At 74.6% G+C, this 21,552-nt stretch carries 25 protein-coding genes; 6 read left to right on the top strand and 19 right to left on the bottom strand.

Annotated features, from left to right (window positions below; translation table 11 throughout):
- Positions 1 to 25: 25 nt before the first annotated feature.
- Together BMW85_RS43030 and BMW85_RS50070 are read right to left on the bottom strand one after the other, a co-directional pair.
- Positions 26 to 1,276, bottom strand: coding sequence for a cytochrome P450 (locus tag BMW85_RS43030; protein ID WP_091093204.1), 1,251 nt, complete (start codon positions 1,274 to 1,276; stop codon positions 26 to 28).
- Between the two features lie 69 nt (positions 1,277 to 1,345).
- The gene (locus BMW85_RS50070) at positions 1,346 to 1,753 is read right to left on the bottom strand and encodes an ATP-binding protein (RefSeq protein ID WP_177241173.1); all 408 of its coding nucleotides are present in this window, start codon (positions 1,751 to 1,753) and stop codon (positions 1,346 to 1,348) included.
- 299 nt (positions 1,754 to 2,052) lie between these two features.
- On the opposite strand from BMW85_RS50070, the gene BMW85_RS43020 reads away from it, so the two are divergent.
- The gene (locus tag BMW85_RS43020) at positions 2,053 to 2,925 is read left to right on the top strand and encodes an SGNH/GDSL hydrolase family protein (protein ID WP_245775411.1); all 873 of its coding nucleotides are present in this window, start codon (positions 2,053 to 2,055) and stop codon (positions 2,923 to 2,925) included.
- 26 nt (positions 2,926 to 2,951) lie between these two features.
- Here the strand turns inward: BMW85_RS43020 and BMW85_RS43015 are convergent, their stop codons facing one another.
- From BMW85_RS43015 to BMW85_RS42995, 5 genes are all read right to left on the bottom strand, one after another.
- Positions 2,952 to 4,103, bottom strand: coding sequence for an esterase-like activity of phytase family protein (locus tag BMW85_RS43015; RefSeq protein WP_245775410.1), 1,152 nt, complete (start codon positions 4,101 to 4,103; stop codon positions 2,952 to 2,954).
- 195 nt (positions 4,104 to 4,298) lie between these two features.
- Positions 4,299 to 4,820, bottom strand: a complete 522-nt coding sequence (locus tag BMW85_RS43010) for a flavodoxin family protein (RefSeq protein WP_091093198.1) — start codon at positions 4,818 to 4,820, stop codon at positions 4,299 to 4,301.
- A 15-nt stretch (positions 4,821 to 4,835) separates the two neighbouring features.
- Positions 4,836 to 5,306 carry a CBS domain-containing protein gene (locus BMW85_RS43005; RefSeq protein ID WP_091093196.1) on the bottom strand — a complete coding sequence of 157 codons (471 nt, stop codon included), beginning with the start codon at positions 5,304 to 5,306 and terminating at the stop codon, positions 4,836 to 4,838.
- A gap of 139 nt (positions 5,307 to 5,445) precedes the next feature.
- A complete protein-coding gene (locus tag BMW85_RS43000; protein ID WP_091093194.1) occupies positions 5,446 to 6,255 on the bottom strand; it encodes a putative protein N(5)-glutamine methyltransferase in 810 nt (269 codons plus the stop codon).
- A 203-nt stretch (positions 6,256 to 6,458) separates the two neighbouring features.
- Entirely contained in the window at positions 6,459 to 7,535 is a 1,077-nt protein-coding gene (locus BMW85_RS42995) for a TetR/AcrR family transcriptional regulator (protein ID WP_091093193.1), read from the bottom strand.
- An 85-nt stretch (positions 7,536 to 7,620) separates the two neighbouring features.
- Between BMW85_RS42995 and BMW85_RS42990 the strand changes: the two genes are divergently transcribed.
- A complete protein-coding gene (locus tag BMW85_RS42990) occupies positions 7,621 to 8,823 on the top strand; it encodes a cytochrome P450 family protein (protein ID WP_091093191.1) in 1,203 nt (400 codons plus the stop codon).
- Positions 8,824 to 8,828: 5 nt separating this feature from the next.
- Positions 8,829 to 10,064 carry an ATP-dependent Clp protease ATP-binding subunit ClpX gene (gene clpX / locus BMW85_RS42985; RefSeq protein ID WP_245775409.1) on the top strand — a complete coding sequence of 412 codons (1,236 nt, stop codon included), beginning with the start codon at positions 8,829 to 8,831 and terminating at the stop codon, positions 10,062 to 10,064.
- 25 nt (positions 10,065 to 10,089) lie between these two features.
- On the opposite strand, the gene BMW85_RS42980 is transcribed toward clpX, so the two are convergent.
- The 9 genes from BMW85_RS42980 to BMW85_RS42940 all read right to left on the bottom strand — a co-directional run bounded on the left by BMW85_RS42980 (position 10,090) and on the right by BMW85_RS42940 (position 17,650).
- Positions 10,090 to 10,602: an FBP domain-containing protein gene (locus BMW85_RS42980; protein WP_091093190.1), complete on the bottom strand. Its 513-nt coding sequence runs from the start codon at positions 10,600 to 10,602 to the stop codon at positions 10,090 to 10,092.
- 75 nt (positions 10,603 to 10,677) lie between these two features.
- Positions 10,678 to 11,571, bottom strand: a complete 894-nt coding sequence (locus BMW85_RS42975) for an SMP-30/gluconolactonase/LRE family protein (protein ID WP_218156190.1) — start codon at positions 11,569 to 11,571, stop codon at positions 10,678 to 10,680.
- 43 nt (positions 11,572 to 11,614) lie between these two features.
- A complete protein-coding gene (locus BMW85_RS42970; RefSeq protein ID WP_091093188.1) occupies positions 11,615 to 12,490 on the bottom strand; it encodes a pentapeptide repeat-containing protein in 876 nt (291 codons plus the stop codon).
- A gap of 41 nt (positions 12,491 to 12,531) precedes the next feature.
- Positions 12,532 to 13,317 carry a GNAT family N-acetyltransferase gene (locus BMW85_RS42965; RefSeq protein ID WP_091093186.1) on the bottom strand — a complete coding sequence of 262 codons (786 nt, stop codon included), beginning with the start codon at positions 13,315 to 13,317 and terminating at the stop codon, positions 12,532 to 12,534.
- 3 nt (positions 13,318 to 13,320) lie between these two features.
- On the bottom strand, positions 13,321 to 14,097 hold the full coding sequence (gene uppS / locus BMW85_RS42960) for a polyprenyl diphosphate synthase (protein WP_091093185.1): 777 nt from the start codon (positions 14,095 to 14,097) through the stop codon (positions 13,321 to 13,323).
- A gap of 62 nt (positions 14,098 to 14,159) precedes the next feature.
- On the bottom strand, positions 14,160 to 15,200 hold the full coding sequence (locus BMW85_RS42955) for a small ribosomal subunit Rsm22 family protein (RefSeq protein ID WP_091093183.1): 1,041 nt from the start codon (positions 15,198 to 15,200) through the stop codon (positions 14,160 to 14,162).
- 140 nt (positions 15,201 to 15,340) lie between these two features.
- Complete coding sequence (locus BMW85_RS42950; RefSeq protein WP_091093182.1) at positions 15,341 to 15,694, bottom strand: MmcQ/YjbR family DNA-binding protein; 354 nt, start codon at positions 15,692 to 15,694, stop codon at positions 15,341 to 15,343.
- Between the two features lie 68 nt (positions 15,695 to 15,762).
- A complete protein-coding gene (locus BMW85_RS42945) occupies positions 15,763 to 16,365 on the bottom strand; it encodes a Dps family protein (protein ID WP_091093180.1) in 603 nt (200 codons plus the stop codon).
- 91 nt (positions 16,366 to 16,456) lie between these two features.
- On the bottom strand, positions 16,457 to 17,650 hold the full coding sequence (locus BMW85_RS42940) for an MFS transporter (protein ID WP_091093179.1): 1,194 nt from the start codon (positions 17,648 to 17,650) through the stop codon (positions 16,457 to 16,459).
- Positions 17,651 to 17,701: 51 nt separating this feature from the next.
- Between BMW85_RS42940 and BMW85_RS42935 the strand changes: the two genes are divergently transcribed.
- The 3 genes from BMW85_RS42935 to BMW85_RS42925 all read left to right on the top strand — a co-directional run bounded on the left by BMW85_RS42935 (position 17,702) and on the right by BMW85_RS42925 (position 19,577).
- Positions 17,702 to 18,085 carry a MerR family transcriptional regulator gene (locus BMW85_RS42935; RefSeq protein WP_091093177.1) on the top strand — a complete coding sequence of 128 codons (384 nt, stop codon included), beginning with the start codon at positions 17,702 to 17,704 and terminating at the stop codon, positions 18,083 to 18,085.
- On the top strand, positions 18,079 to 18,705 hold the full coding sequence (locus BMW85_RS42930) for a GNAT family N-acetyltransferase (RefSeq protein WP_245775408.1): 627 nt from the start codon (positions 18,079 to 18,081) through the stop codon (positions 18,703 to 18,705). Before BMW85_RS42935 ends, BMW85_RS42930 begins: the two co-directional genes overlap by 7 nt.
- Before the next feature lie 74 nt (positions 18,706 to 18,779).
- Positions 18,780 to 19,577: a TetR/AcrR family transcriptional regulator gene (locus BMW85_RS42925; protein ID WP_091093174.1), complete on the top strand. Its 798-nt coding sequence runs from the start codon at positions 18,780 to 18,782 to the stop codon at positions 19,575 to 19,577.
- Positions 19,578 to 19,603: 26 nt separating this feature from the next.
- Here BMW85_RS42925 and BMW85_RS42920 read toward each other — a convergent pair whose 3' ends face one another.
- The 3 genes from BMW85_RS42920 to BMW85_RS42910 are packed head-to-tail and all read right to left on the bottom strand — an operon-like array spanning position 19,604 to position 21,536.
- Positions 19,604 to 19,942, bottom strand: a complete 339-nt coding sequence (locus BMW85_RS42920; RefSeq protein ID WP_091093173.1) for a DUF4180 domain-containing protein — start codon at positions 19,940 to 19,942, stop codon at positions 19,604 to 19,606.
- A gap of 29 nt (positions 19,943 to 19,971) precedes the next feature.
- Positions 19,972 to 20,373, bottom strand: coding sequence for a helix-turn-helix domain-containing protein (locus BMW85_RS42915; protein WP_091093171.1), 402 nt, complete (start codon positions 20,371 to 20,373; stop codon positions 19,972 to 19,974).
- Positions 20,374 to 20,408: 35 nt separating this feature from the next.
- On the bottom strand, positions 20,409 to 21,536 hold the full coding sequence (locus BMW85_RS42910) for a winged helix DNA-binding domain-containing protein (protein WP_091093169.1): 1,128 nt from the start codon (positions 21,534 to 21,536) through the stop codon (positions 20,409 to 20,411).
- Positions 21,537 to 21,552 lie beyond the last annotated feature (16 nt).

The raw sequence follows: 21,552 nt of genomic DNA, 5'->3' as shown, positions 1-21,552 counted from the left end.
GCCCGGCGGGCGCCGAGGGCGGCGGCTATTCGCCGGGGACGGGAGCCGTCACGGGCGCGCGGACGCCGGTGATCACGACGCCGCTCGCCGGGCGGGCGGGGACCCGGCGCAGCGAGATGCCGAGGTCCTGCGGCGGGACGTCGTAATCGAGCCGCGCCAGCCGGACCACCAGCTCCCGCAGCAGCGTGACGGTGATGTCCTCGCCGGGGCAGCGGTGGCCGGTGCGCGGGTCGCCGCCGCCCTGCGGGATCAGCTCGAAGGGGTCGATCGGGCGGCCGAGGAAACGTTCGGGGCGGAAGGAGTAGGGCTCGGGCCACAGGTCCGGGTCGTGGTTCTGGCCGTACACGTCGAGCAGCACGAGCGTGCCTTCGGGGATCGCGTGGCCGCGCCAGGTCAGGTCGCGCGCCGCGCGCCCGCCGACGAACGGCGCGAACGGGTAGAAGCGCCGCACCTCGTGCACGAACGCCTCGGCGAAGTCCTCGTCACCCGTACGCAGCCGCGCCCGGTGCTCGGGCCATCGGTGCAGCGCGTGGGCGGCGTACGCGACGAACCAGCAGACGGCCACCGTGGGCCTGATGACGTTGAGCAGTTCTACCGCGGCCAGGTGGGGGTCGAGGCGCTCGCCGTGGGCGTCCGCGTGCCTGGCGACCGCGGCCAGCGCCGAGCCGGTGGGCGCGTGGATCGCGCCGCGCCGCACGTCCTCCAGCAGGCTCGTCAGCCGGGCCTCCTGCCGGGCGCGGGCCCGGCGGGCGCGCCAGTGGCGCGGCCCGAGCGTGGCGAAGCCGTCCACCATCGCCACGCAGTCGCGGGCCAGCTCGTCGGCCTCGTCCGGGGACATCTGGACACCGGCCCAGGCGGTGACGGCGCGGCCCAGCACGCGGGCGGCCTCGTCGAAGAGCACGACCGGCTCGTCGCCGGCCGCCCAGCCGGCCGCGGCCTCGTCCCAGGCAGCGGCGGTACGCCGGCGGAGGTCGGCGATGCCCGCGGTCGTCATGAGCGACAGGAACATCGCCTTGCGGACCCGGTGGTCGGCGCCGTCCAGGGTGTGGACCGGCCCGTGGCCGAACAGCGTGCTCTGCACGAGGCCGGGGAGGGCGTCGTGGCGGAGCACGTGGTCCTCGTCGTAGAGGAAGCGGGCGGCGTCCGGGCCGCAGAGGCCGGTCGCGCGGCGGCCCAGGACGCGGGTGCGGGCCACGCCGTCCGGGGCCTCGCGGCGGCGCGCGGGGAGCCAGCCGTAACCTTCAAGGAGCATGAGCGGGGTGTTGTCGAGCGGCATCGCCCCCAGGTTCCCTCTCCGGCGGGGCCGAAACGGCCGGCCGCCGCCCGCCCGGGGAGATCCGGCGCGTCAGGCCGCGTTCAGCCGGTGGCCCATGAACAGCTCCAGCCGGGTACGGCCGCCGGGATGGTCGAGCCGCACACGGTCGCACACGCGCTGGATGATGCGCAGCCCGAGGCCGCCGTGGCCGGGCCGGCGCGGGGCGGCGCGCAGGTGGTCGGCGGTGAGGGCGCCGGCCTCGTCGGCGACGTGCACCGTGACGCCGTCGGCGTCGCTGCGCAGGCTCACGGTGCCGGAGGCGCGGGCGTGCTCCAGGACGTTCGCCGCCGCCTCGCTGACCGCGAGCACCAGCAGATCGGCGCGTGAGCGCTCCAGCCCGGCCCGTACGGCGAACGCGCGCACCAGCTCGCGCAGCGGGGCCAGGTCCTCGCCGAGCGGAGTGTGCACGGCCTCGGCGGGGCGGAGCGGTGTGAGCACGGAAGACACGCAGCCCAAGTGCCCACATCGTCGGCCTTCAAGCGGCCTTATCCAAGTTTCTTGGGATTCGGGGTGATTCCTGGCGTGATTCCCCGCGTCGAGCGAGGTGCGGGAGAGGCGCCTCGCACAAGGGCCCATAGGGGGTGGTGAGATGTACCGGATTTGACAGCTTTGTTTTACTATTCCGTCCAATTCACAGAATGACGTTCGGGGATCATCGTTGAGCCGCGGGTCATCATCATCGATCGATCGGAAACTCGGCACCCCCCACTCACCCCCCTCGCCCGAGGAGTTCACCCATGCCCCGACGTGTCCTCGCCATGCTCGCCGCCGTCGCCCTGCTCTTAGCCGTCTCCCCACCCGCCCAAGCCGCCGCGCAGAACGCCGCCGCGCAGAACGACGTGTACGTGGCGCTCGGCGACTCGGCCGCGGCGGGCCCGCTCATCCCCGACCAGGTGCTGCCCGAGCTGGGCTGCTGGCGCTCCACCCGCAACTACGCGCACCTGACCGCCCAGGCCATCGGCGCCCGCACGCTGCGCGACGTCACCTGCTCCGGCGCCAAGACCACGCACATGTACCAGTCGCAGAGCACCGACCTCGGCTCGGTGGCGCCGCAGCTCAACGCCGTCACCGCGGACACCACGCTGGTCACCGTGCAGATCGGCGCCAACGACGTCGGCCTGACCGGCTTCATCGAGGACTGCCTCAACCTGCTGCCGCCGCCCGTCGGGGACGCCTGCAACGACGACTACATCGTGGACGGCCAGGACAGCTGGCGGGTCAAGACCGACGCGCTGCGGCCCCGGCTGACCCAGCTCGCCGGCGACATCCGCGCCCGCGCCCCGCAGGCCCGGATCTTCGTCGTGGGCTACGCGACGTACGCGCCGCCGGGCGGCTGCTACCCGCGTGTCCCGATCATCAAGGCCGACGCCAACTACATCCGCGCCACCTTGCAGTACTTCAACCGCATGCTCGCCGAGCAGGCCGCCGCGGCCGGCGTCGGCTTCATCGACCTGCAGACCCCGAGCGTCGGCCACGACCCGTGCACGCCGCCGGGGACCCGCTGGATCGAGCCGTACGTGCCGGCCTCGGCCGCGACCCCCTTCCACCCGAACGCGCTCGGCATGCGCGGCTTCGCCGCCGTCGTGACCGCCGCCGTCTCGGGCGCCTGAGCGGGTGAGCGCGGGGCCACGGGCGCTCAGCGGCAACCCGTGGCCCCGAACGCCAGGAACCGGGTGACCTCCTCCTGGCTGAAGTTGTCGTCGGAGCCGACGACGAGCGTGCACTCGCCGTTCGCCAGCCGCGGCCCCCAGGCCAGGCTCTCGTAGTTCTGGACCGGGGTCTCCGACTGAGGGACCGCCTCGCTCAGGTCGAGGACGAGCCGCTTGGTCACCGGCCGGTACGGCCGCCCGTCGGTCAGGGAGCGCCGGGCGAGGACGTCGGTGGCGCCGCGCAGGTCGAACTCGTACAGCCGGGCGCGGTAGCCGACGCCCTGGATCCAGGACCGTTCGAGCGCGAGGTAGCGCAGGTCGTCCACGGCCAGGATCTCCGACACGCCGCTGTCGGCGTCGCCGGTCGGCGGGACGGGCGCGGCGGGCAGCGCGTCGACCGGGTATGCGTACTGGCCGCGCAGCCTGCCGTCGCGGCTCCAGACGGTCACCCGGGCGGGCGCGCCGCGCTCGGCGGTGGGCGGCGCGCCGTCCTCGTAGCGGGGGCCCTCGGTGACGGCGGTGACCACGCGCGGCGTGACGGCCAGGCCCTCGAAGCCGAAGTTGCGCCGCGGGCCGCGTTCGCCGCGGGTCAGCCGCAGGGTGCGCGGCAGCGGGAACGCGTCGAGGTGGCGGCCCTGCCGGTCCATGGCGCGGACGGCGGGCTGGGAGAGCGGAATGCCGGGGTTGCGGTCGTCGGGCCGGTCGCCCTCGTCGCCCCACAGCAGCCGGCCGTTCCAGCGGTCGTACCTGATGGACTCGGGGTCGGCGGACTCGGGCTTGCCGTAGCCGGGGTAGGGCGTGCCGTCGGCGCGGGTGAGCGTCGTGACACCGGTCAGCCGCACGCCGCGGAACTCGCCCGTGACGCGGTCGATGTGGAGGCGGCCGGTGTAGAAACGGGCGGGGTTGTAGCGCCAGCGGTCGTCGGAGATGAAATACCAGGTGCCGGTGCGGGGGTCGTGGTCGATGCCGGACAGGCCGCCCACCGTCGTGCCGTCCAGGCGGGTCAGATGCGGCAGGCTCCGCTCGCCGAGGAAGCGGGTGACACGCACCGGCTCGCGCCGTCCGGCCGCCGACGCCGACGGCGCCGCGAACGCCGCCGCGACCACCACAATGACGGCGACCGCCATTGTTCGCCGCATCTGTGCCATTTATTCCCCCCATCATTGGAAAGGCGATGACGGGGAAATGAAATCGCGAATCCGGCGGGAAGTCCATGCAGGTGGAAGCGGCGAACGCCGCTAATTTGCGACATTTCACGAGAAACAAAAAACCGTGCGGCGGCGAATCCTCGCCACCGCACGGAAGCCTCGCGCGAAATCCCGCCGGACGCCGGGCTACGGCACCGGGACGGTGTGGGCGCGGGCCAGGCTCTCACCCCATTCCCTGGCCCGGTCCAGCTCGCCGGGGACGAGCGGGCCCAGGGTGCCCTCGACGTAGAAGCTGCGCGCCGGGCAGGCCAGCCGTACCCCGGCCCGGCGCAGCCGCCGCGCGACGCCTTGCGCCGCCGAGCCCGGCATGCGCGGCTTGGCGACCCGCGTGTCGAAGGCCGCCGCGTCGAGTGCGGCCGACGAGGTGCGCAGCGCCGCCAGCCACTCGCGCACCCCGCGTCCCTTGGAGACCAGCGGGACGCCCTCGGCCTGCTGCGCGGCGGACTGCCGGGTCGAGACCCGGCTCAGCCCGAACGCGTGCGTCGGCCCGCCCACGACCAGCAGGCTCACGTCCGCCCCCACCACGCCGGGCGCGCCGGCGACCTCGGCCACCTCGGCCCGCATGGCGCTCGCCAGCCCTTCGGCGATCGACTCGGCGACCGCCTTCGTGTTGCCGTACATCGACTCGTACACCACCAGCGCGTACATGGCGCTCTTCCCCTCTCAGTTCTCCCGTGGAAGCACCGGTTCGAGGTGGAACATGCCGGTCATCACCTCGCCCGCCGTGTCCTCCGGGCGCGGCCGGCGGCCCGCCACGGCGGCGACCACGTCGGAGGTGGTGATGAGTCCGGCCAGCCCGTACTTGCCGACCACCGGCAGGGCGTCGCAGCCCGAGTCGGCCAGGATGGCCGCCACCCGTGGCAGCGGCGTGTCGAGCAGCACCCGCGGCCGGCGCTCGCCCGTCAGCAGCGCGCCCACCTGGCGTCCCGCCTGCTCCCACGGCCCGCCGGACCAGGAGGCCGCCAGGTCCTCGCGGCTCAGCACCCCGAGCAGGTGCCCGTCGGACACGACGGGGAGATGGTGCACGTTCGCGCGGCGCATCAGCTCCCACGCCATCAACGGCGACTCCTCGGGCTTGACTACGACCAGGATCCGGCTCATGACCTGCTCGGCGATCAGGGTCTCGACGCTCATGGCACTCCTCCGGCGGCTCGACCTTCCCCTTCCATGGTCGCACTACCCGGTGAGCCGCACCTGGGGACGAAGTCCCTGGATCGGGGTGCCGTTGGTCCCTTACCCCCCGCCTCCGAGGACGGACGGGCCGAGGAGGAGCTCAGGAGGACGACGGCGGGGCGGTGGCGATGACGGCGGTGGCGTCCAGCTCGTCGGAGCCGGTGACGCGGACGGTCAGCCCCGCCTCCTCGGCGGCGCGGGCGGTGGCCTCGGCCTGGCGTTCGCTGGTCTCGATCAGCAGGTGGCCGCCGGGGGCCAGCCAGCCGGGCGCGCCGGCAAGCACGCGGCGGACCACGTCGAGGCCGTCGTGTCCGCCGTCGAGCGCGGTCAGCGGCTCGTACAGGCGGGCCTCGGGAGGCAGCAGCCCGACGGAGGCGGACGGCACGTACGGCGGGCTGGCGATCAGCAGGTTCACCCGGCCGCGCAGCGTCGCGGGCAGCGGCTCGTACAGGTCGCCCTGGTGGACGGAGGCACCGGGGAGGTTGCGCCGGGCGCAGCGCACGGCGGCCGGGTCGAGGTCGGCCGCGTGCAGCTCGACCGGCCGGGCCAGTCCTGCGACCAGGGCGGCGCCCATCGCGCCCGTGCCGCAGCACAGGTCGAGGACGACCGGCGTGCCCGGAAGCTCCCCGGCCAGGGCGACGGCCTGCCCGATGAGGAACCCGGTACGGGGCCGAGGCACGAACACCCCCGGCTCGACGGTCAACCGAACCCCGCAGAACTCCGCCCAGCCCAGCACGTGCTCCAGCGGCTGCCCGGAGACGCGGCGCTCGGCCATGGCCTCGACCTCGTCGGGGGTGCGGGCGGTGGCGAGGATGAGCTCCGCCTCGTCCTCGGCGAACACGCACCCGGCCGCCCTGAGCCGTGCGACCAGGGCGGGAGTGGCTTCCTCGGACGACAAAAAGCTCGACATGAGCGACTTTCCTATCAGATGCCCGTCATGTCACCGCGAGCCGCCCCACAGAGCCGGACCCGCCTGCCACCAGCATGACGCCCTTCGCCAGTCCAGGCCCACGACCCCGCGCCACGACACGGCAACTCCAGACACGGCGACGCGGCCCGGCTTGACGCGGCAGGGCGACGCGGCAGGGCGACGCGGCAGCGGACCGCGCCCCATCAGGTGGTGTGCCGGGCGGCGGCGGCGTGGGCGGCGCCGTAGCCTTCGGCGCGCAGCGTGACGCGGCCCGCCTCGACGCGCAGCGCCACCTCCGTGGCGTCGTCCACGCCGGTGATGCCCGCCGCCGCCGCGAGGTCGCCGCTCTCGTCCCACACGACCCGCAGCCGCGGCCAGGCCGATCGCGGGACGGCCGCGCGCAGGCAGCCGCACAGCTCGCCGAGCGTGAGCCTGGCCAGCGGGAACAGCTCCTCTGGCGCGCCGCTCACCACGACGGCGGTGACCTCGGCCCCGGGCGGCGCGGCCCGTACGGCGTCCTCGACGGCCGACAGCCGGTGCATGCCGAGCACCGCCACCACGCCGTCACCGTCCAGCCGTACGGGCTCGCCGCTGACCGCGTCCGGCACCGCCGATGGCGGCGACCACGGCTCGTCGCCGGCCGACAGACGCGGCAGCAGCGGCGCGACGAACCACCGGTCGCCGAGGTCGAGATCGGCCAGCCGCTCGCAGGCGCGCACCACGTTGAACGGCTCCACGAACCCCGGCGCCGCCGCCGCGAGCTGCCCCGCCCCGTGCAGCAGCGTGAGCGCCGCCTCGGCGAGCCGCACCAGCCGCCCGTCGGGGGTGGGCGGCGGACGCAGGCGTTCCAGCGCCAGCCCGAGCAGGATCGCGTCGAGCTTCACGAGCTGCGCGTACGGCACCCGCGTCAGCTCGTCGGCGAGGATCTCCGGCATCAGGTGCATGCCGAGCCGGCTCGGCCCGCGTTCGTCGTCGGTGGCGAGCGGCAGCCGGGCGACCCAGGCGCGGGCCACCTCCCTCAGCGCCTCGCCGACGGTCAGCGCGGGCTCGGCGGGGGCGGGCGGCTCGGCGGACTCGGCCAGCTCGGCCAGCACCGCGAAGTACAGCGCCCGTTTGCCGGGGAAGTTGGAGTAGACCGCTCCGCGCGTGAGCTCCGCGCGGTCGGCGATGCCGTCGATCTTGGCTTCCCGGTATCCACGCTCGGCGAACTCCGCCCGCGCCGCGGCCAGCACTCTCGCCCGGTTGCGCTCCTGTGCCTGCGCTCTGGTCAGCCGGGCCATCGTCCTCCTCGCGTTGCCGGGTCCCGCCAGTCAGGATACCGTGAACATTCAAATGATGGGATCATCTGAAAACGAAGGGTGGGCCATGGCCGACGTGCCCGAGCTCGACATGACCGGCCTCGCGCTGCTGCGCGACCCCTCCGCCGCGTACGTCCGGGCGGCCGGCGACTCCCCCGTGGCGCGGCTCACCGGGCCGGGGTTCGCCTTCTGGGTCGTGCTGCGGCACGCCGAGGGCCGGGCGGTCCTCGCCGACCCCCGGCTGCGTACCGGCGAGGCCAGCTACCAGCGGCCGGACGTCCCCGCCGACTGCCTGCCGTACATGACGACGATGTCCGAGCTGAACGGGGCCGAGCACGCCCGGCTGCGCCGGCTGGTCGCGCCCGCGTTCACGCCGCGGCAGGCGGAGCGGTTCCGGCCGCGCGTCGAGCGCATCGTGGACGCCCTGCTGGACGAGCTGCCAGGCAACCTGTCCGACGACGGCCCGGGAGACGACACGGTGGATCTGCTGGCGCACTTCGCCCGGCCGCTGCCGATGGAGGTGATCTGCGAGCTGACCGGCATCCCGGCCGCCGACCGGCCGCGCTGGCGGGCGTGGGGCGCGGACGTCGCGGCGGGGCACGGGGCCGCGTTCGCCGAGGCGATCCCCGGCATCCTGGAGGGCGCGAAGGCCGCCGTGGCCAGGGCGCGGGCCGAGCCGGGCGACGACCTGATCTCCGAGCTGGCCCGCGTCCAGGAGGAGGACGGCGACCGGCTGTCGGAGACCGAGCTGGTGACGATGGTGTGGCAGCTCGTCCTCGCCGGGCAGACGCCCACGAACCTCATCGCCAACTCCGTGGCCGCCCTGCACGAGCATCCCGATCAGCTCGCCGCGCTGCGCGCCGACCCGGCGCTGATGCCGGGCGCGGTCGAGGAGCTGATGCGCTGGTGCGGTCCGCAGCTGCTGACCATCCCCCGGTTCACGACGGAGGACGTCGAGATCGGCGGCGTGACGGTGCCGAAGGGCGAGCCGGTGACGGTCGCGATCCCGGCCGCCAACCGCGACCCGCGCGTCTTCGCCGACCCCGGCCGGTTCGACGTGCGGCGGGACGCGGCGGGGCAGCTCGGGTTCGCGCACGGGCCGCACTTCTGCGCCGGGGCGTCGCTGGCGCGCGTGCAGACCGCGGTCGCGCTCGGCTCGCTGCTGCGCCGCTTCCCCGGCCTCGCGCTCGCGGGGCCGCCGCAGCGCGTCCCCGACCCGGGCACGGCCCGGCTGCTGTCGCTGCCGGTGACCCTGGGCACGGCGGGCTGAGAGCTGTGATCCGATCGACGGGACCGGCCTGCTCGTTCTGCGGGAAGGGCCAGCACGAGGTCCGGCGGCTGATCGCGGGGCCGCCGTCGGTCCACATCTGCGAGGAGTGCGTCGGGCAGTGCACCGAGCTCATAGCCGAGGAAGAAGCCGCGGCGGCCCCCGCCGGGCCGGCCCGCGACCTGCCCACCCCGCGTGAGATCCACACGTTCCTGGACCAGTACGTCATCGGCCAGGACCAGGCCAAGCGGACGCTGGCCGTGGCCGTCCACAACCACTACAAGCGCCTGCGCGCCCCCGTCTCGAAGGACGACCCGGTCGAACTGGGCAAGTCCAACATCCTGCTGGTCGGCCCCACGGGCAGCGGCAAGACGTACCTCGTGCGGACCCTGGCGCGGATGCTGGACGTGCCGTTCGCCGTCGCCGACGCCACCGCGCTCACCGAGAGCGGCTACGTCGGCGACGACGTCGAGAACGTCCTGCTCAAGCTCATCCAGGCGGCCGGCGACGACGTGCGGCGGGCCGAGACCGGCATCGTCTACATCGACGAGATCGACAAGATCGCCCGCAAGGCGGACAACCCGTCGATCACCCGCGACGTCTCCGGCGAGGGCGTGCAGCAGGCGCTGCTGACCATCCTGGAGGGCACGGTCGCGAACGTGCCGCCGCAGGGCGGGCGCAAACACCCCCACCAGGACCTCATCGCCCTGGACACGACGAACGTGCTGTTCATCGCCGGGGGCGCGTTCGCCGGGCTGGAGCGGGTGATCGAGCGGCGGACGCTGCGGAGGGCGGCCGGGTTCGGCGGCTCACCGCACGATCCGGCCGAGGAGGACGTGTTGGCCCGGGTCATGCCGCGGGATCTGGTGGCGTACGGGCTGATCCCCGAGCTGACCGGCCGGCTGCCGGTGCTGACGACGCTGCGCCCGCTGGACCGGGCCGGGCTGGTCCGGATGCTCACCGAGCCGCGCAACGCGCTGATCAGGCAGTACCAGCGGCTGTTCGAGCTGGACGGCGTCGAGCTCGCGTTCGAGGAGGACGCCGTGGCGGCGGTCGCCGAGCAGGCGCTGCTGCGCCGCACCGGCGCCAGGGCGGCCCGCGCGGTCCTGGAGGAGGTGCTGCTCAACGTGATGTACGAGGTGCCGGGCAGGGACGACGTGGCCCGGGTCGTGATCACCCGCGACACCGTGCTGCACCACGTCAGCCCCGCCCTGGTGCCGCGCGGGCGCCGGCGGCCCGCCTGAGGTCCGTGGGCCGCCGGCGCGGGGCTCAGGCGTTCGCGAGGGTGTCGTCGAGCACCCGGCCGAGGAAGGCGTCCAGGTTGGCCACGGCCCGCGCGACCCGCTCCTCCGCCGTCAGCGACTCGAACCGGGTGCCCGCCTCGGTCTGCTTCCTGCCGCGTGCGTACAGGGAGCAGGCGAGGTCGGCGCACATGTAGACGCCGACCGTGTTGCCCTGGCGGCCGGCGGCCCCGACGCGGGGCGCGGTGAACAGCGCGACTCCGGTGCCCGCGTGCGGGGTGACGCACACCGAGCACAGGGTGCTCTTGGCGGGGCTCCTCCGTACGTCCTGGGCCAGGCGGAGCGCCACGCCGGTGAGCCCGCCGCCGCGCTCGGCCACCAGGTAGGCCCGCTCGGGCGCCCCCGGGTCGCGCCAGCCCAGGAAGTCGAGGTCGGCCCAGGGGGTGGCGGCCAGGTCGCGGGGCAGCCCGAGCCTGCGGGCCTCCCCTTTGGAGCAGTTGACGAAGGACGCGCGCAGGTCGCGCTCGGTGACGGGGTTCATGACTCTTCCCTCGAAACTAGGAACTCTAGGATGAAACCTAGGGCATCTAGTTTTACGGGGGCAAAGGATTTTCCTTCATAGGGCGGCGGGCAGCACCGGGCGGCCCCGGACGCCGGGGTCGGCCGCGAACAGCGCCCCCGCCTCCGGCTGCTCGGCCCGGTCCACGTCCAGCGCCGAAGTGGTGACGAACAGCCGGTCGAGGTCGTCGCCGCCGAAGGCCACCGCCGTGACCTTGCGCGCCGGCAGCGCGACGACGGCGTCGAGCCGGCCGGCGGGGTCGTAGCGGTGCACGGCCCCGCCCTGCCAGAGCGCCACCCAGACGCCGCCCTCGGCGTCGACCGTCAGCCCGTCGGGCTGTCCCCGCTCCGGGCCGACGTACACGAACGGCCGCCGCCCGCCGAGCCCCTCGTCCGGGTCGTAGTCGAACACGTCCACCCGGCCGGTGGCGGTGTCGGCGTAGTAGGCGAGCGAGCCGTCGGGGCTGAAGTCGAACCCGTTGGAGATCGTCACCTCCGGCAGCACCACGCGCAGCGCGCCGCCGGGCTCGGCCACGTAGAACGCGCCGCGCCCCGGGGCTGCGTCGTAGGCCATGCTGCCGATGTAGAAGCGGCCGTCGGGGTCGCAGCCGCCGTCGTTCATCCGTACGGACGGGTCGCTCCACGCTTCGCCGCCCAGCGGGCGCAGCGGGGCGTCGAGGTCGTCGGAGTCGGCCAGCAGCAGCTCGCGCTCGGCGGCGACCACGTAGCCGCCGGCCGCGCGGGGCCGCAGCGTGGCGGCGACCTTGCCCACGTGCCGCCGCCGCACCGTCGCGCCGTCGAGCGCCAGCACGTCGCCGGCCAGCATGTCCACCCAGCGCAGCCCGCCCCAGCGCGCGGACCACACCGGCCCTTCTCCGTGCTCGGACACCGGGTCGGTCACGGGGTACGCGGTGATGCTCATGCCGATCTCCTCCAGAGTGCTGGACGTCACATCGGCACGATGCTCCCACGCGCCCCCTCCCGGGCGCCCGGGCTCAGCGGCGGCGCGGGCGGCGGGCGTTCCTGACGGGCGCCGGCCGGGCGGCCGTCTCAGACCAGTGGGCGGGGCGGGTCAGGGCGGGCGGGATGCGGGTGGCGGCGTCGCCGGCGGCGGCGTTGAGCTGGGCCTGGGTGAGGAAGATCGCGCCGGTCAGGTCGGCGCCCGCCAGGTTCGCCCCGCGCAGGTCGGCGCCGATGAGGTCGGCCTCCCGCAGGTCCGCGCCGCGCAGGTCCGCCCCGATCAGGTAAGCGCCCCGTAGGTTCGCCCGCCGCAGGTCGGCGCCCCTGAGCCGGGCCCCGATGAGATCGGCCCCACGCCGGTCCTTGCCCCGGCCTTTCTCCTGGGATCTGACCAGTTCGCTGACCCGCAGCAGCAGCTCGTTGACCGCGGCCCGGTGCGGCGCCACGTCGTACTTCTCCAGGGTGCCGGCGTCCTGCCGGGTGAGCCGGTCGGTCTCGTCGAGCGCGCGGCGCAGCTCGGCGTGGACCGGCCGGGCGGGCTCCAGGGACAGCGCCTCCGCGAGGTACCACAGCAGCTCGTGGAGCTGCCGCATGACCGGGAAGACGGCGTACATCTGCCCGGCCGTCTCCGGCGCGGCCCGCCAGCTCCGCCCCTCGAACGTGACCTGCGAGACCTTCTGTCCCGCCCCGAAGCAGTCGAAGACCGTGCAGCCGGGATAGCCGCTCGGACGCAGCCGCTCGTGGATCGAGCAGCGGAAGTCCTCGCGCAGGTTGCGGCAGGGATCCCCCGCCGCCTTGTCCGCGGCGAAGTCGGCCGAGGCCGCGAACGGCAGCGCGACGCAGCACAGGCCGAAGCAGCTGCCGCAGTCGGACAGCAGCTCCAGCTCACGGAAGTGGTCGGCAGGGGGCAACGTGCGAATCTCCTCGGGCGCGGGCGGACGCTCAAGGATAGTCACCCGTACGTGTACGGCGTGGTGGTGGCCAGGGCGGCGAAGCCGAGCCGGGTCAGGATCGGCCGGCTGTCGGCGGAGGCGTCCACCTGCAGATAGCGGTATCCGCGGGCGAGCGCCTCGCGGGCCCGGTAGGCGACCAGGGCCCGGTAGACGCCGCGTCCCCGCCACTCCGGCGCGGTGCCGCCGCCCCACAGGCTCGCGAACTCGGTGCCGGGGTGCAGATCCATCCGGGCGGCGCTGACCGGCACGCCGTCCGCCAGGGCGAGGACGGCCACGACGCTGCCCTCGGCGAGCTGCACGGCCAGCCGTTCCCTGATCCGTACGCGGCTGGCCCCGAACACCCGCTCGTGCACGTCGGCCATCAGCTCGACGCCGTCCATGCCGGTCACCGGCACCAGCCGGACGCCCTCCGGCTCGGCGACGGGAGCGGCGGAGGCGGCGGGGGCGGCGATCCTGGCGGTCTCGGCGACCATGAGAGTCTCCGGCGGCTCGGCCGTGAAGCCGGCCGCGAGCAGCCGCCGGTCGAGGTCGGCCGGGCGGTCGTGGCCGTAGAGCTTCCACTCGAACTCGGTGCCCAGCTCCGCGTAGTGGCGTACCTGCTCGGCGATGGCGGCGTCCGCCGTACGCTCGTCCAGGTCGGACCACAGGACGCCGTTCCAGCAGGGCGCGGGGCCGGACTGCCGCACCACCGCGCCCGCCCGTTCCACCACGGCCCCGGGCATCTCGGGCGCCGGCTCGTGGCGGAAGCGCCGCTCGTAGAGGCTCAGCACCTCGTCGTGGTTCAAGCTTCAGCCCCCGAAGCGCCGCTGGCGGGCGGCGAAGCTGCGCAGCGCGCGCAGGAAGTCGATCTCGCGGAAGGCCGGCCAGTACGCCTCGCAGAAGTACAGCTCGGAGTAGGCCGACTGCCACAGCAGGAAGTTCGACATGCGCTGCTCGCCGCTGGTGCGGATGACCAGGTCGGGGTCCGGCTGCCCGGCGGTGTAGAGGTGGCCGGCGAGGTCGTCGGCGGTCAGCGTCTCGGCCAGCTCGTGCATGCTCTGCCCGGCCTCGGCCCGCTCGTACAGCAGCTCGCGCAGGGCGTCGATGACCTCCTGGCGGCCGCCGTAGCCGATGGCCAGCGTCAGGTGGAAGCCGGTCTCGCACTCGCGGGTCGCCTCGACGGCGTTCTTCAGCGCGCGGGCGGTGGTGTCGGGGAGCATGTCGAGCAGCCCGGCGACGTGCACCCGCCAGCGGGCGCCCGGGCGGGCCAGCCGGTCGGCGACCATCTCCTCGATGACCCGCAGCAGGAAGGCGACCTCCTTGTCGCCGCGCCGCTGGAGGTTCTCCGTCGAGCACAGGAACACCGTCAGGTGCCTGATGCCGAGGCTCTCGCACCACACCTGCACGTCCTGGATGTGGTCGGCGCCGTACTGGTGGCCGATGCTCGGGTTGGGCAGTCCTTTCTGTCTGGCCCAGCGGCGGTTGCCGTCGATGATGAGACCGACGTGCCGGGGCAGCGGGCCGGTCGAGACCTGGCGGCGGAGGCGCCGGGCGTACAGGGGATGAAGAAGATCGCTTACGTGCACCCCCTAAGAATGGCGTGCGGCGTCGGCCGGTTCGGGAGGATTCGAGAAAGTCGGCGCAGCGGTCACCGCTGTCCGGCGTCGTCCGCGGGCCGGTCGGCATCCCCGGCGTCTTCCCGGGTGTCCCCCAACATGTCTCCCCACGCGTCTCCCCAGCCGACGTCCCTGGCCCGGCGGTAGAGCTCGCCCTGCCGCTTGGAGACGAGCACGTCGTGGATGTCGCCCGCGTCGCTGCACAGGCGTAGCGACACCACGCCCTTGCGCTTCTGCGGGTGGCGCAGCACCCGGTCGGCGGCGGGGCCCGGCGCGGGGCGGACGGTGGCGGCGACGTAGGCGAACTTCTCGTCCTCGAAGCTGAGGGTGCCCGACTTGACCTGGCGGTGCAGGGACGTACGCGGCAGGCGCACCGAGAAGTGGCACCAGTCGCGGCCGGGCTCGATCGGGCAGGCGCCGCCGTGAGGGCAGGGGGCGACCACGCTCAGCCCCTCGGCCAGCAGCGTTTCGCGGGCCGCGGCGATCGTGGCGTAGCCGGCGGGCGTGCCAGGCTCGACGACCAGCACCATGGCGGCGTCGCGGGCGAGCCAGCGCACGACCTCGGGACGGTCCCGCTCGGGGAACTCGCCCAGCGCGTACGACATGGTCGCGAGGTCGGCGCGCGGGCGGTCGAGGCCGGCCGCGACGGCGGCCTGCCGCCAGGCGGTGCCGCGCACCCCGGCGGCCTGCGCCGTACGCGCGAGGCGCCTGCCGAGGTCGATGATCTGCGGGTCGCGTTCGATGACCGTGACCTGGCGCAGGGACGGCCACGTGGCCCCGGCCGCCCAGATCGCCGCCCCGGTGCCGCCGCCGGCGTCGAGCTGGCTGACCGGCGCGAACCCCGGGACCCGGGCCGCCGCGTGCCGCATCGCCAGCGCGGCGGCCTCGTAGGTGGCCGGCATGCGGTAGGCGGCGTAGGCGGCCACGTCGGCCTGGCCGCGGATGTGCGCGGTCTCGCCGGCCGCGCCGCCTCGGTAACGCTCGGTGAGCCGCGCGACCGAGCGGGCCAGCTCCTGGGGTGAGTGCCGGGCCAGGGCCTGGTCCAGGGCGGCGCGGAGGTCGTCGGGCAGCATGGGCGAAGTCGCTTTCGGAACGGGCGGGACGGTGCGGGGGCGCCCGCAAGCCGGGGCTCGGCCATTATCGGCCATCCGCGTAACCACGGCATCCCGCTGCGAAAGCGCCCTCGCGTGAAGCGCGTGCCCCGGCCCGGTGCTCAGCCGTCGAGGAGTGCGGCCAGGCGTCTGGGCGCGACCAGGCGGTAGCTGTCCCTGATCAGCTCGTCGAGCTCGTCCCAGTCATGCACGGCCGTCAGCCACGCGCCCACCCAGCCCTTGGCGCCGACGTAGGGCGGTACGAAGAAGCGCTCCGGCTGGGAGCCGACCAGCGCCTCCTGCACGCCGGGCCCGGCCTTGAACGTCATCGACCGCCCGTCCTCGCTGGTCATGACGAACAGCTTGCCCCGCACCCGGAAGCTGGGCGCGGTGTGCCCGCCGAACGGCTGCTCCTCCGTCTCGGGCAGGCCCAGGCAGATGTCCCGCAGCCGCGCCGCCACCTCGTCGTCGATCATGTGCGCCTCCCGCTCGCCGAGACGCCGACCGTACCGCGCGGCTCCGACATTTTCCGGCGGGGCCTCGCTCAGCTCCCGGGCGTCTCGACGAGCGGCGTGTCCACCAGGTGCTCGATGAGGAACCACGTCTGCAGCTCGTTCGTCCGGATCACCTCGGAGACGAGCAGGTCGTTGGTGCCGTCGTCGCCCATCTCCTGCGCCCGGCTGGCCGCGTCGTGGCAGGCGACCAGGATGGTCTCGTGGGCCTCGATCAGGCGGGAGAGCATGGCGGGCACCTCCTCGCAGCCGTTCGGCGGGCGCGGGATCACGGTGATCTCGGCGACGTGGCGCGGGTCGCCGACGGCGACGCCGCCGAGGGTCTGCACCCGCTCGGCGATCTGGTCCACGAGTTCGAGCTGCTCGCCGGCGTGCTTGTCCAGCAGCAGGTGGAGCTGGTAGAAGGTCGGGCCGCGCATGAGCCAGTGGTGCTTCTTGTAGAGGGCGTGGAGGATCTGGGTGTCGGCCAGGATCTGGTTGAGCCGCTCGCACGAGTACATCCGGGCGTCCCGGGACAGCCCGAGCGGGAACATCCGTACGGTGCCGAACTCCTGGATCTGCGCGCCGTTCATGTGCAGCCACGGCTGGCTGTCGGTCTTGGACCGCGTCGCCTTGGCAGGGCGTCTGGTCGTCATGCGCGTCTCCTCACGACGGCGGATGGCAACGATCCCCATCAACCTCCCCGTTGCCGGGCCAAGCGCCGCCGCGAGCCGGCACAAGAGACGGTCAACCCCGCTCCGGGGCGACCCGCCGGGGGAACGCGTGCCGCCGGGCCACCAGGGCCGCCACCAGGGCGCAGGCCAGCAGCGGGAGCGCGGTCCACGGCAGCGCCGCCGCGCCGGCGGACTCCAGCACGAGGCCGCCGGTGAGCGAGCCGGCGGCGATGCCGGCGTTGTAGACGGTGGTCTGCATGGAGGTGGCGACGTCGGCGTGGCCCGGCCCGGCGGCGTGCACCAGCGCCGTCTGCAGCAGCGTCGGCACCCCGCCGAACGCGGCCCCCCACAAGGCCACCGCCGCCACCGGCGTCCAGCCGGGCCCGCCCAGCAGGGGCATGACGGCGACCATCACGGCCAGCACCACGAGCAGCGCCCCACGGGGCCGCCGGTCGATCACGGCGCCGGTGGCCCAGATCCCGGCGACGGTCCCGGCCCCGAACACCAGCAGCACGACGCTCGTCGCCGCCGTTCCCGACAGCTCGGCCAGCGGCGCCAGGTACGTGTAGACGGCCTGGTGCCCGACCAGGACGAGCGCGGTCGTCCCGAGGACGACGCGCACGCCGGGGGCCGCCGCCACCCGCCGCAGCGGCGTACGCTCCCCGGCCGGCTCGCCGGGGAAGTCGGGCACCTTCCACAGCACCCACGCGACCAGCCCGGCCGCGACGCAGGCCAGCCCGCCGAAGGCGGGCCGCCAGCCGAGGGCGGCGGCGAGCGCCGCGCCCGCGGGCAGGCCCGCGCACAGGGCGACGGTGATGCCGGCCGAGACGATGGCGATGGCCCGCCCGCGCCGCTCCGCGGGGACCATGCGGGCGGCGTACCCGACGAGCATGGCCCACAGCAGCCCGCCCATCACCCCGGCGAGCAGCCGCGCGGCGAAGGTGAGCGGATACCAGGAGGAGACCGCGGTCACGGCGTTGAGCAGCGCGAACCCGCTCAGCGCCGTGACCAGCACGGGCCGCCGGCGCAGCCCGCGCACCAGGGCGGTGAGCGGGATCGCGGCGAGCGTGGCGGCCACGGCGTACCCGGTGACCAGGAAGCCGACCCGGGCCTCGGGCACGTCCAGGGCCTCGGCCATGCGCGGCAGCAGCCCGGCGGGCAGCAGCTCGGTCATGACGGCGGTGAACGCCGCGGTGAACAGGGCCAGCAGGCCCGCCCAGGGCAGGCGGGAGTCCCGCCCCGGAGGAGCGGTCATCGTGTCGGTCATGCGACCATGCTGAAACCTTCTCATCAATGAGAAGGCAAGCGAGGAGGTCGCATGAGGATCGGGGAGCTGTCGCGCCGCACGGGCGTACCGGCTCGGATGCTGCGCTACTACGAGGAGCAGGACCTGCTGCGCCCGGACCGGGCGGTCAACGGCTACCGCGTCTATCCGGAGGCGGCGGTTTACCGGGTCCAGCAGATCCGGGGGCTGCTCGACTCGGGGCTGACCACGGACATCATCCGCCGCATCATCCCGTTCCTCGACCGGCCCGACGACATCCATCTGCATCCCGACTGCCTCACGCCCGAGCTGGCCGACCTGCTGAGGTCCGAGGCGGCCCGCATCCAGCAGCGGGTGGAGTGCCTGTCCCGCAACCGGGACCGCATCCTCGCCTACCTGGCGGCGGTCGAGGCGGCGAAGCAGGGGGCCGGGTGTTGAACACGCTGGAGGCCGTGCTCGCCGCCGCCGAGCGCGGCGCGCCGCCCGCCCCGGACGGCGGGCTGACGGTGGTGGCCCAGCCGTCCCCGCGCGACCTGGGCGTGATCGCGTTCACGGGGCACACGGTCGTCTTCGCCGACCTGCCGCCCGCCTGGGTACGCGAGCGGCTGCCCGCCGGCGACCTCTCGGCCCCGGTGAACCCGCCGTTCCTGCTGGAGCTGGGCCTGCGGACCGGGCGGAGCGCAGGGAACCTCGACCTGCTCGCCGTGGCGGGCCCGCTTCCCGGGCCGCCGCCGCTCGCGCTGCGCGAGGCGACCGCGTCCGGGCATCCGCGGGTCGAGCGGGCCCTGGCCTACCGTGCCGAGGTACGCGTCTGGACGTGCGAGGGCGGCCTGCTGACCGTGGGGCGGGGCGTGGCCGGCCGCTGGGAGGCCGCCGTCGAGGTGGAGCCGGGGCACCGGGGCCGCGGCCTCGGAAGGCTCCTCGCCACGGCCGCCCGCCACCTGGCGGCCCGGCCGCTGTGGGCGCAGATCGCGCCGGGCAACGCGGCGAGCGTGCGGGCCTTCCTCGCGGCCGGGTACGTCCCGATCGGCTCGGAGGTCCTGCTGATCCCTCGCTGAGCCCGCCCATGGGCCCGGGACGGCGCTGCTACGCTTCACGGCGTAGCAGTCGAGTCCGTACGGGGAGTCGCGCGTTGGTCGTCTACGCCGGTCAGGGCGACGCCCGCCGTTCGATGGCGCTGTTGTGGCGCGACGGGCAGGAGCGGCGCGAGACCCGGCCGGGGCCGAAGCCGGGGCTGAGCGTGGACGTGATCGTCGATGCCGCCATCGAGGTGGCCGACGCCGAGGGCATGGCGGCCCTGTCGATGCGCAAGGTCGGCGAGCGGCTGGGCCGCAGCGGGATGGCGCTCTACACGTACGTGCCGAGCAAGGGCGAGCTCGTCGATCTCATGTACGACCGGGCGATGGCCGAGCTGCCCGCCGAGTACGACCTGAGCGGCGGCTGGCGCCCGGCCGTCGCGGCGTGGGCCGAGCAGACCCGCGCCTTCTACCTGCGTCACCCGTGGATCCTCCAGGTGTCGCAGGCCCGGCCGGTGCTGGGGCCCAACGAGTTCGCGGCGCTGGAGACCCTGGTCGGGATCCTGCGGGCGACCGGGCTGCGGCCGGCCCGGGTGCGGGGCGTGGTGGCGCTGCTGTACGACTTCGTGCGCGGCGCGGCCCGCACGGTGGCCGAGTCGCGCGAGGCCCCGTCGGAGACCGGCGTGTCGGACGAGGAGTGGTGGCGGGCCCGCGCGTCGCTGCTGGAGGATGTGGCTCCCGGGTTCGCCGGGCGCTACCCGATGGCGCGGTGGGTGGAGTCGGAGGACGACTGGCCGGGCGGCGACGGCGGCGACGGCGGCGAGCCTTTCCTGGAGCACCGGACCCGCCAGGCGTTCCTGGCGGGCCTGGACGTGGTGCTCGACGGCATCGAGGCCGCCGCCCGCGGGACATGACCGAAGCGGAGCCTGGCCCGGGCGGGTCAGGCGCGGCGGGCGGCCAGCTCGTCGAGGTCGCGGACGAACCACAGCTCCCGCCCCCGGTTCGCCTCCGTCACCCAGGCGCGCACCGCGGCGCTCCCGGCCGTGAAGCGCGAGATGTCGCCGACGACCGCCAGCCCGAGCCGGTAGTTCGCGAACTTCTGCGTGATCTGCCCCGCCACGCCGGTGGCGAGGGCGAAGAAGTCGTCGTGCAGCCGCTCCACGGGCACCGCCACCCAGGCGGCATCGCGCCCCCAGGTCTCGGCGATGAGGTCGAGCGCGTCGCGCTCCTCCCGCAGGGGCGGGCCGTCGGGCGGGCAGACGTGGACGTCGTCGAGCATGGTGCCTCTCAGAAGGGGATCGGGGAGCGTCACGCGCGGACCAGCGCGTCGACGATGCGCAGGACCTGCGCGGCGGGCTCCAGCTCGCCGAGCACGATCACCTTGAGGTGGGCGCGCTCCTCGTCGTAGGCGAACTGGACCCGTACGCCGTTGGGCCGCCCGGCGAGGGCGCCGGTGACCATGGTGGTGACGCGGTCCATCTCGGCGCGGCCGATCCCGTCGAGCTGGACGATGGCCGACACCTCGGCGGCGCGCCGCGGCGCGGGCTCGTCCGGCGGCAGCCCGCCGAACGCGGCCAGGTCGTCCTTGGCGATCCGGTAGCGCTTGCCCACCCGCACGGCGGGCAGCCGCCCGTCGCGTACGTAGTTGCGCACGGTCTTGACGTGCAGCCCGAGCAGCGCGGCCGCCTGCTCTACGGTGTATTGCTCCATATCGCTCCCTATCCTAGGCCACGACAGGGAGTGTTTCAGGCATGTGCACCCACGGTGACCATGCCGATGGTCAGGCGGGGCCGGGCCTCCAGCACCTCGCCCAGCCGCTCGACCTGCTCCTCCAGCTCCCGTTCCCGCTCCGGGCCGAGCTCGTGGAGCGGCTCCACGGTCACGTCGAGGCGGTCGCCGGAGCGGCGCTGGTGCCAGACGCCGGCCACGACGCCGTCCACGAGCAGCACCGGGAAGTTGCCCGCCTGCCCCCGGTTGAGCGCCCGCGCCGCCGCCGCACCGGGGTACAGCAGCTCGCGGGGCCGCCCCGCCACCACGTACGCGTCGAAGTACGGCAGCAGCCGCACCCCGCGCGGCGGCTCCTCCGGCACCGCCGTGTCCCCGGCGACCACCCAGGCCGGCCGCCCCTCGAACAGCACCTCCTCCACCCCCGCCCTCTCGAAGGCGCCCGCCGCCCACCGCACCGGCCCGCCCGCCCACTGGGCGAACTGCTCCGGCGTGGCCGGCCCGTACGCCGTGAGGTAGCCGCGCACCAGCTCGCCGAGCCCGTCCTCGGCCGGGGCGGCGGCAGGCGGAGCGGTGTAGGTGACCTTGCGCCCCCGTCCGGCCCCGAACACGAACGCGCCCCGGTGCGCGGCCAGGTGCATCGCCTGCCGCCAGCGCGGCCAGTTCCCGCCGAACGCGGGCATGACGAGGTCCCCCGCCCAGGGCCCGGCGAGGTCCACGACCCGGTCGCTCAGCTCGTCGATGGTCAGCTCGTCGGCGGCGACCGCCTCGGTGATCGCCGCCACCACCCGTTCGGTCTGCTCGGGGGTGAGCCGTACGGACGGCGCGTGCGGGTTCCTGCCCGCCGGCAGCGACGACAGCGCGCTCACCCACGCCCCCAGGTCGCGGGCGGGCAGCACGTGGACGGTGCCGCGCGGCCCGTACGTCTTGACCAGCTCGCCCCCGGGCCGCAGCGCGGCGCGCACGTGCGCGCGGGTGGCCCCGGCGAGGCGCAGGCCGACGGAGACCTCCGCCGCCGACATCACCTGGGCGTGCGCGCCGCACATGGCGGCCACGACCTCGGCCGGGCCGGTCCTGGCCGGCTCCGCGCCCAGGCCGGCCCGCTCCAGCCGGCGTGCGCTCACCTGCGGCCACGACAGTGCGATCATCAACGTACTCCTCGGT

The sequence above is a fragment of the Nonomuraea wenchangensis genome (assembly GCF_900111685.1).
GTDB lineage: Bacteria > Actinomycetota > Actinomycetes > Streptosporangiales > Streptosporangiaceae > Nonomuraea > Nonomuraea wenchangensis.
The sequence above is the reverse complement of the archived record's forward strand: the minus strand, read 5'-3'. Positions and strand labels throughout refer to the sequence as shown.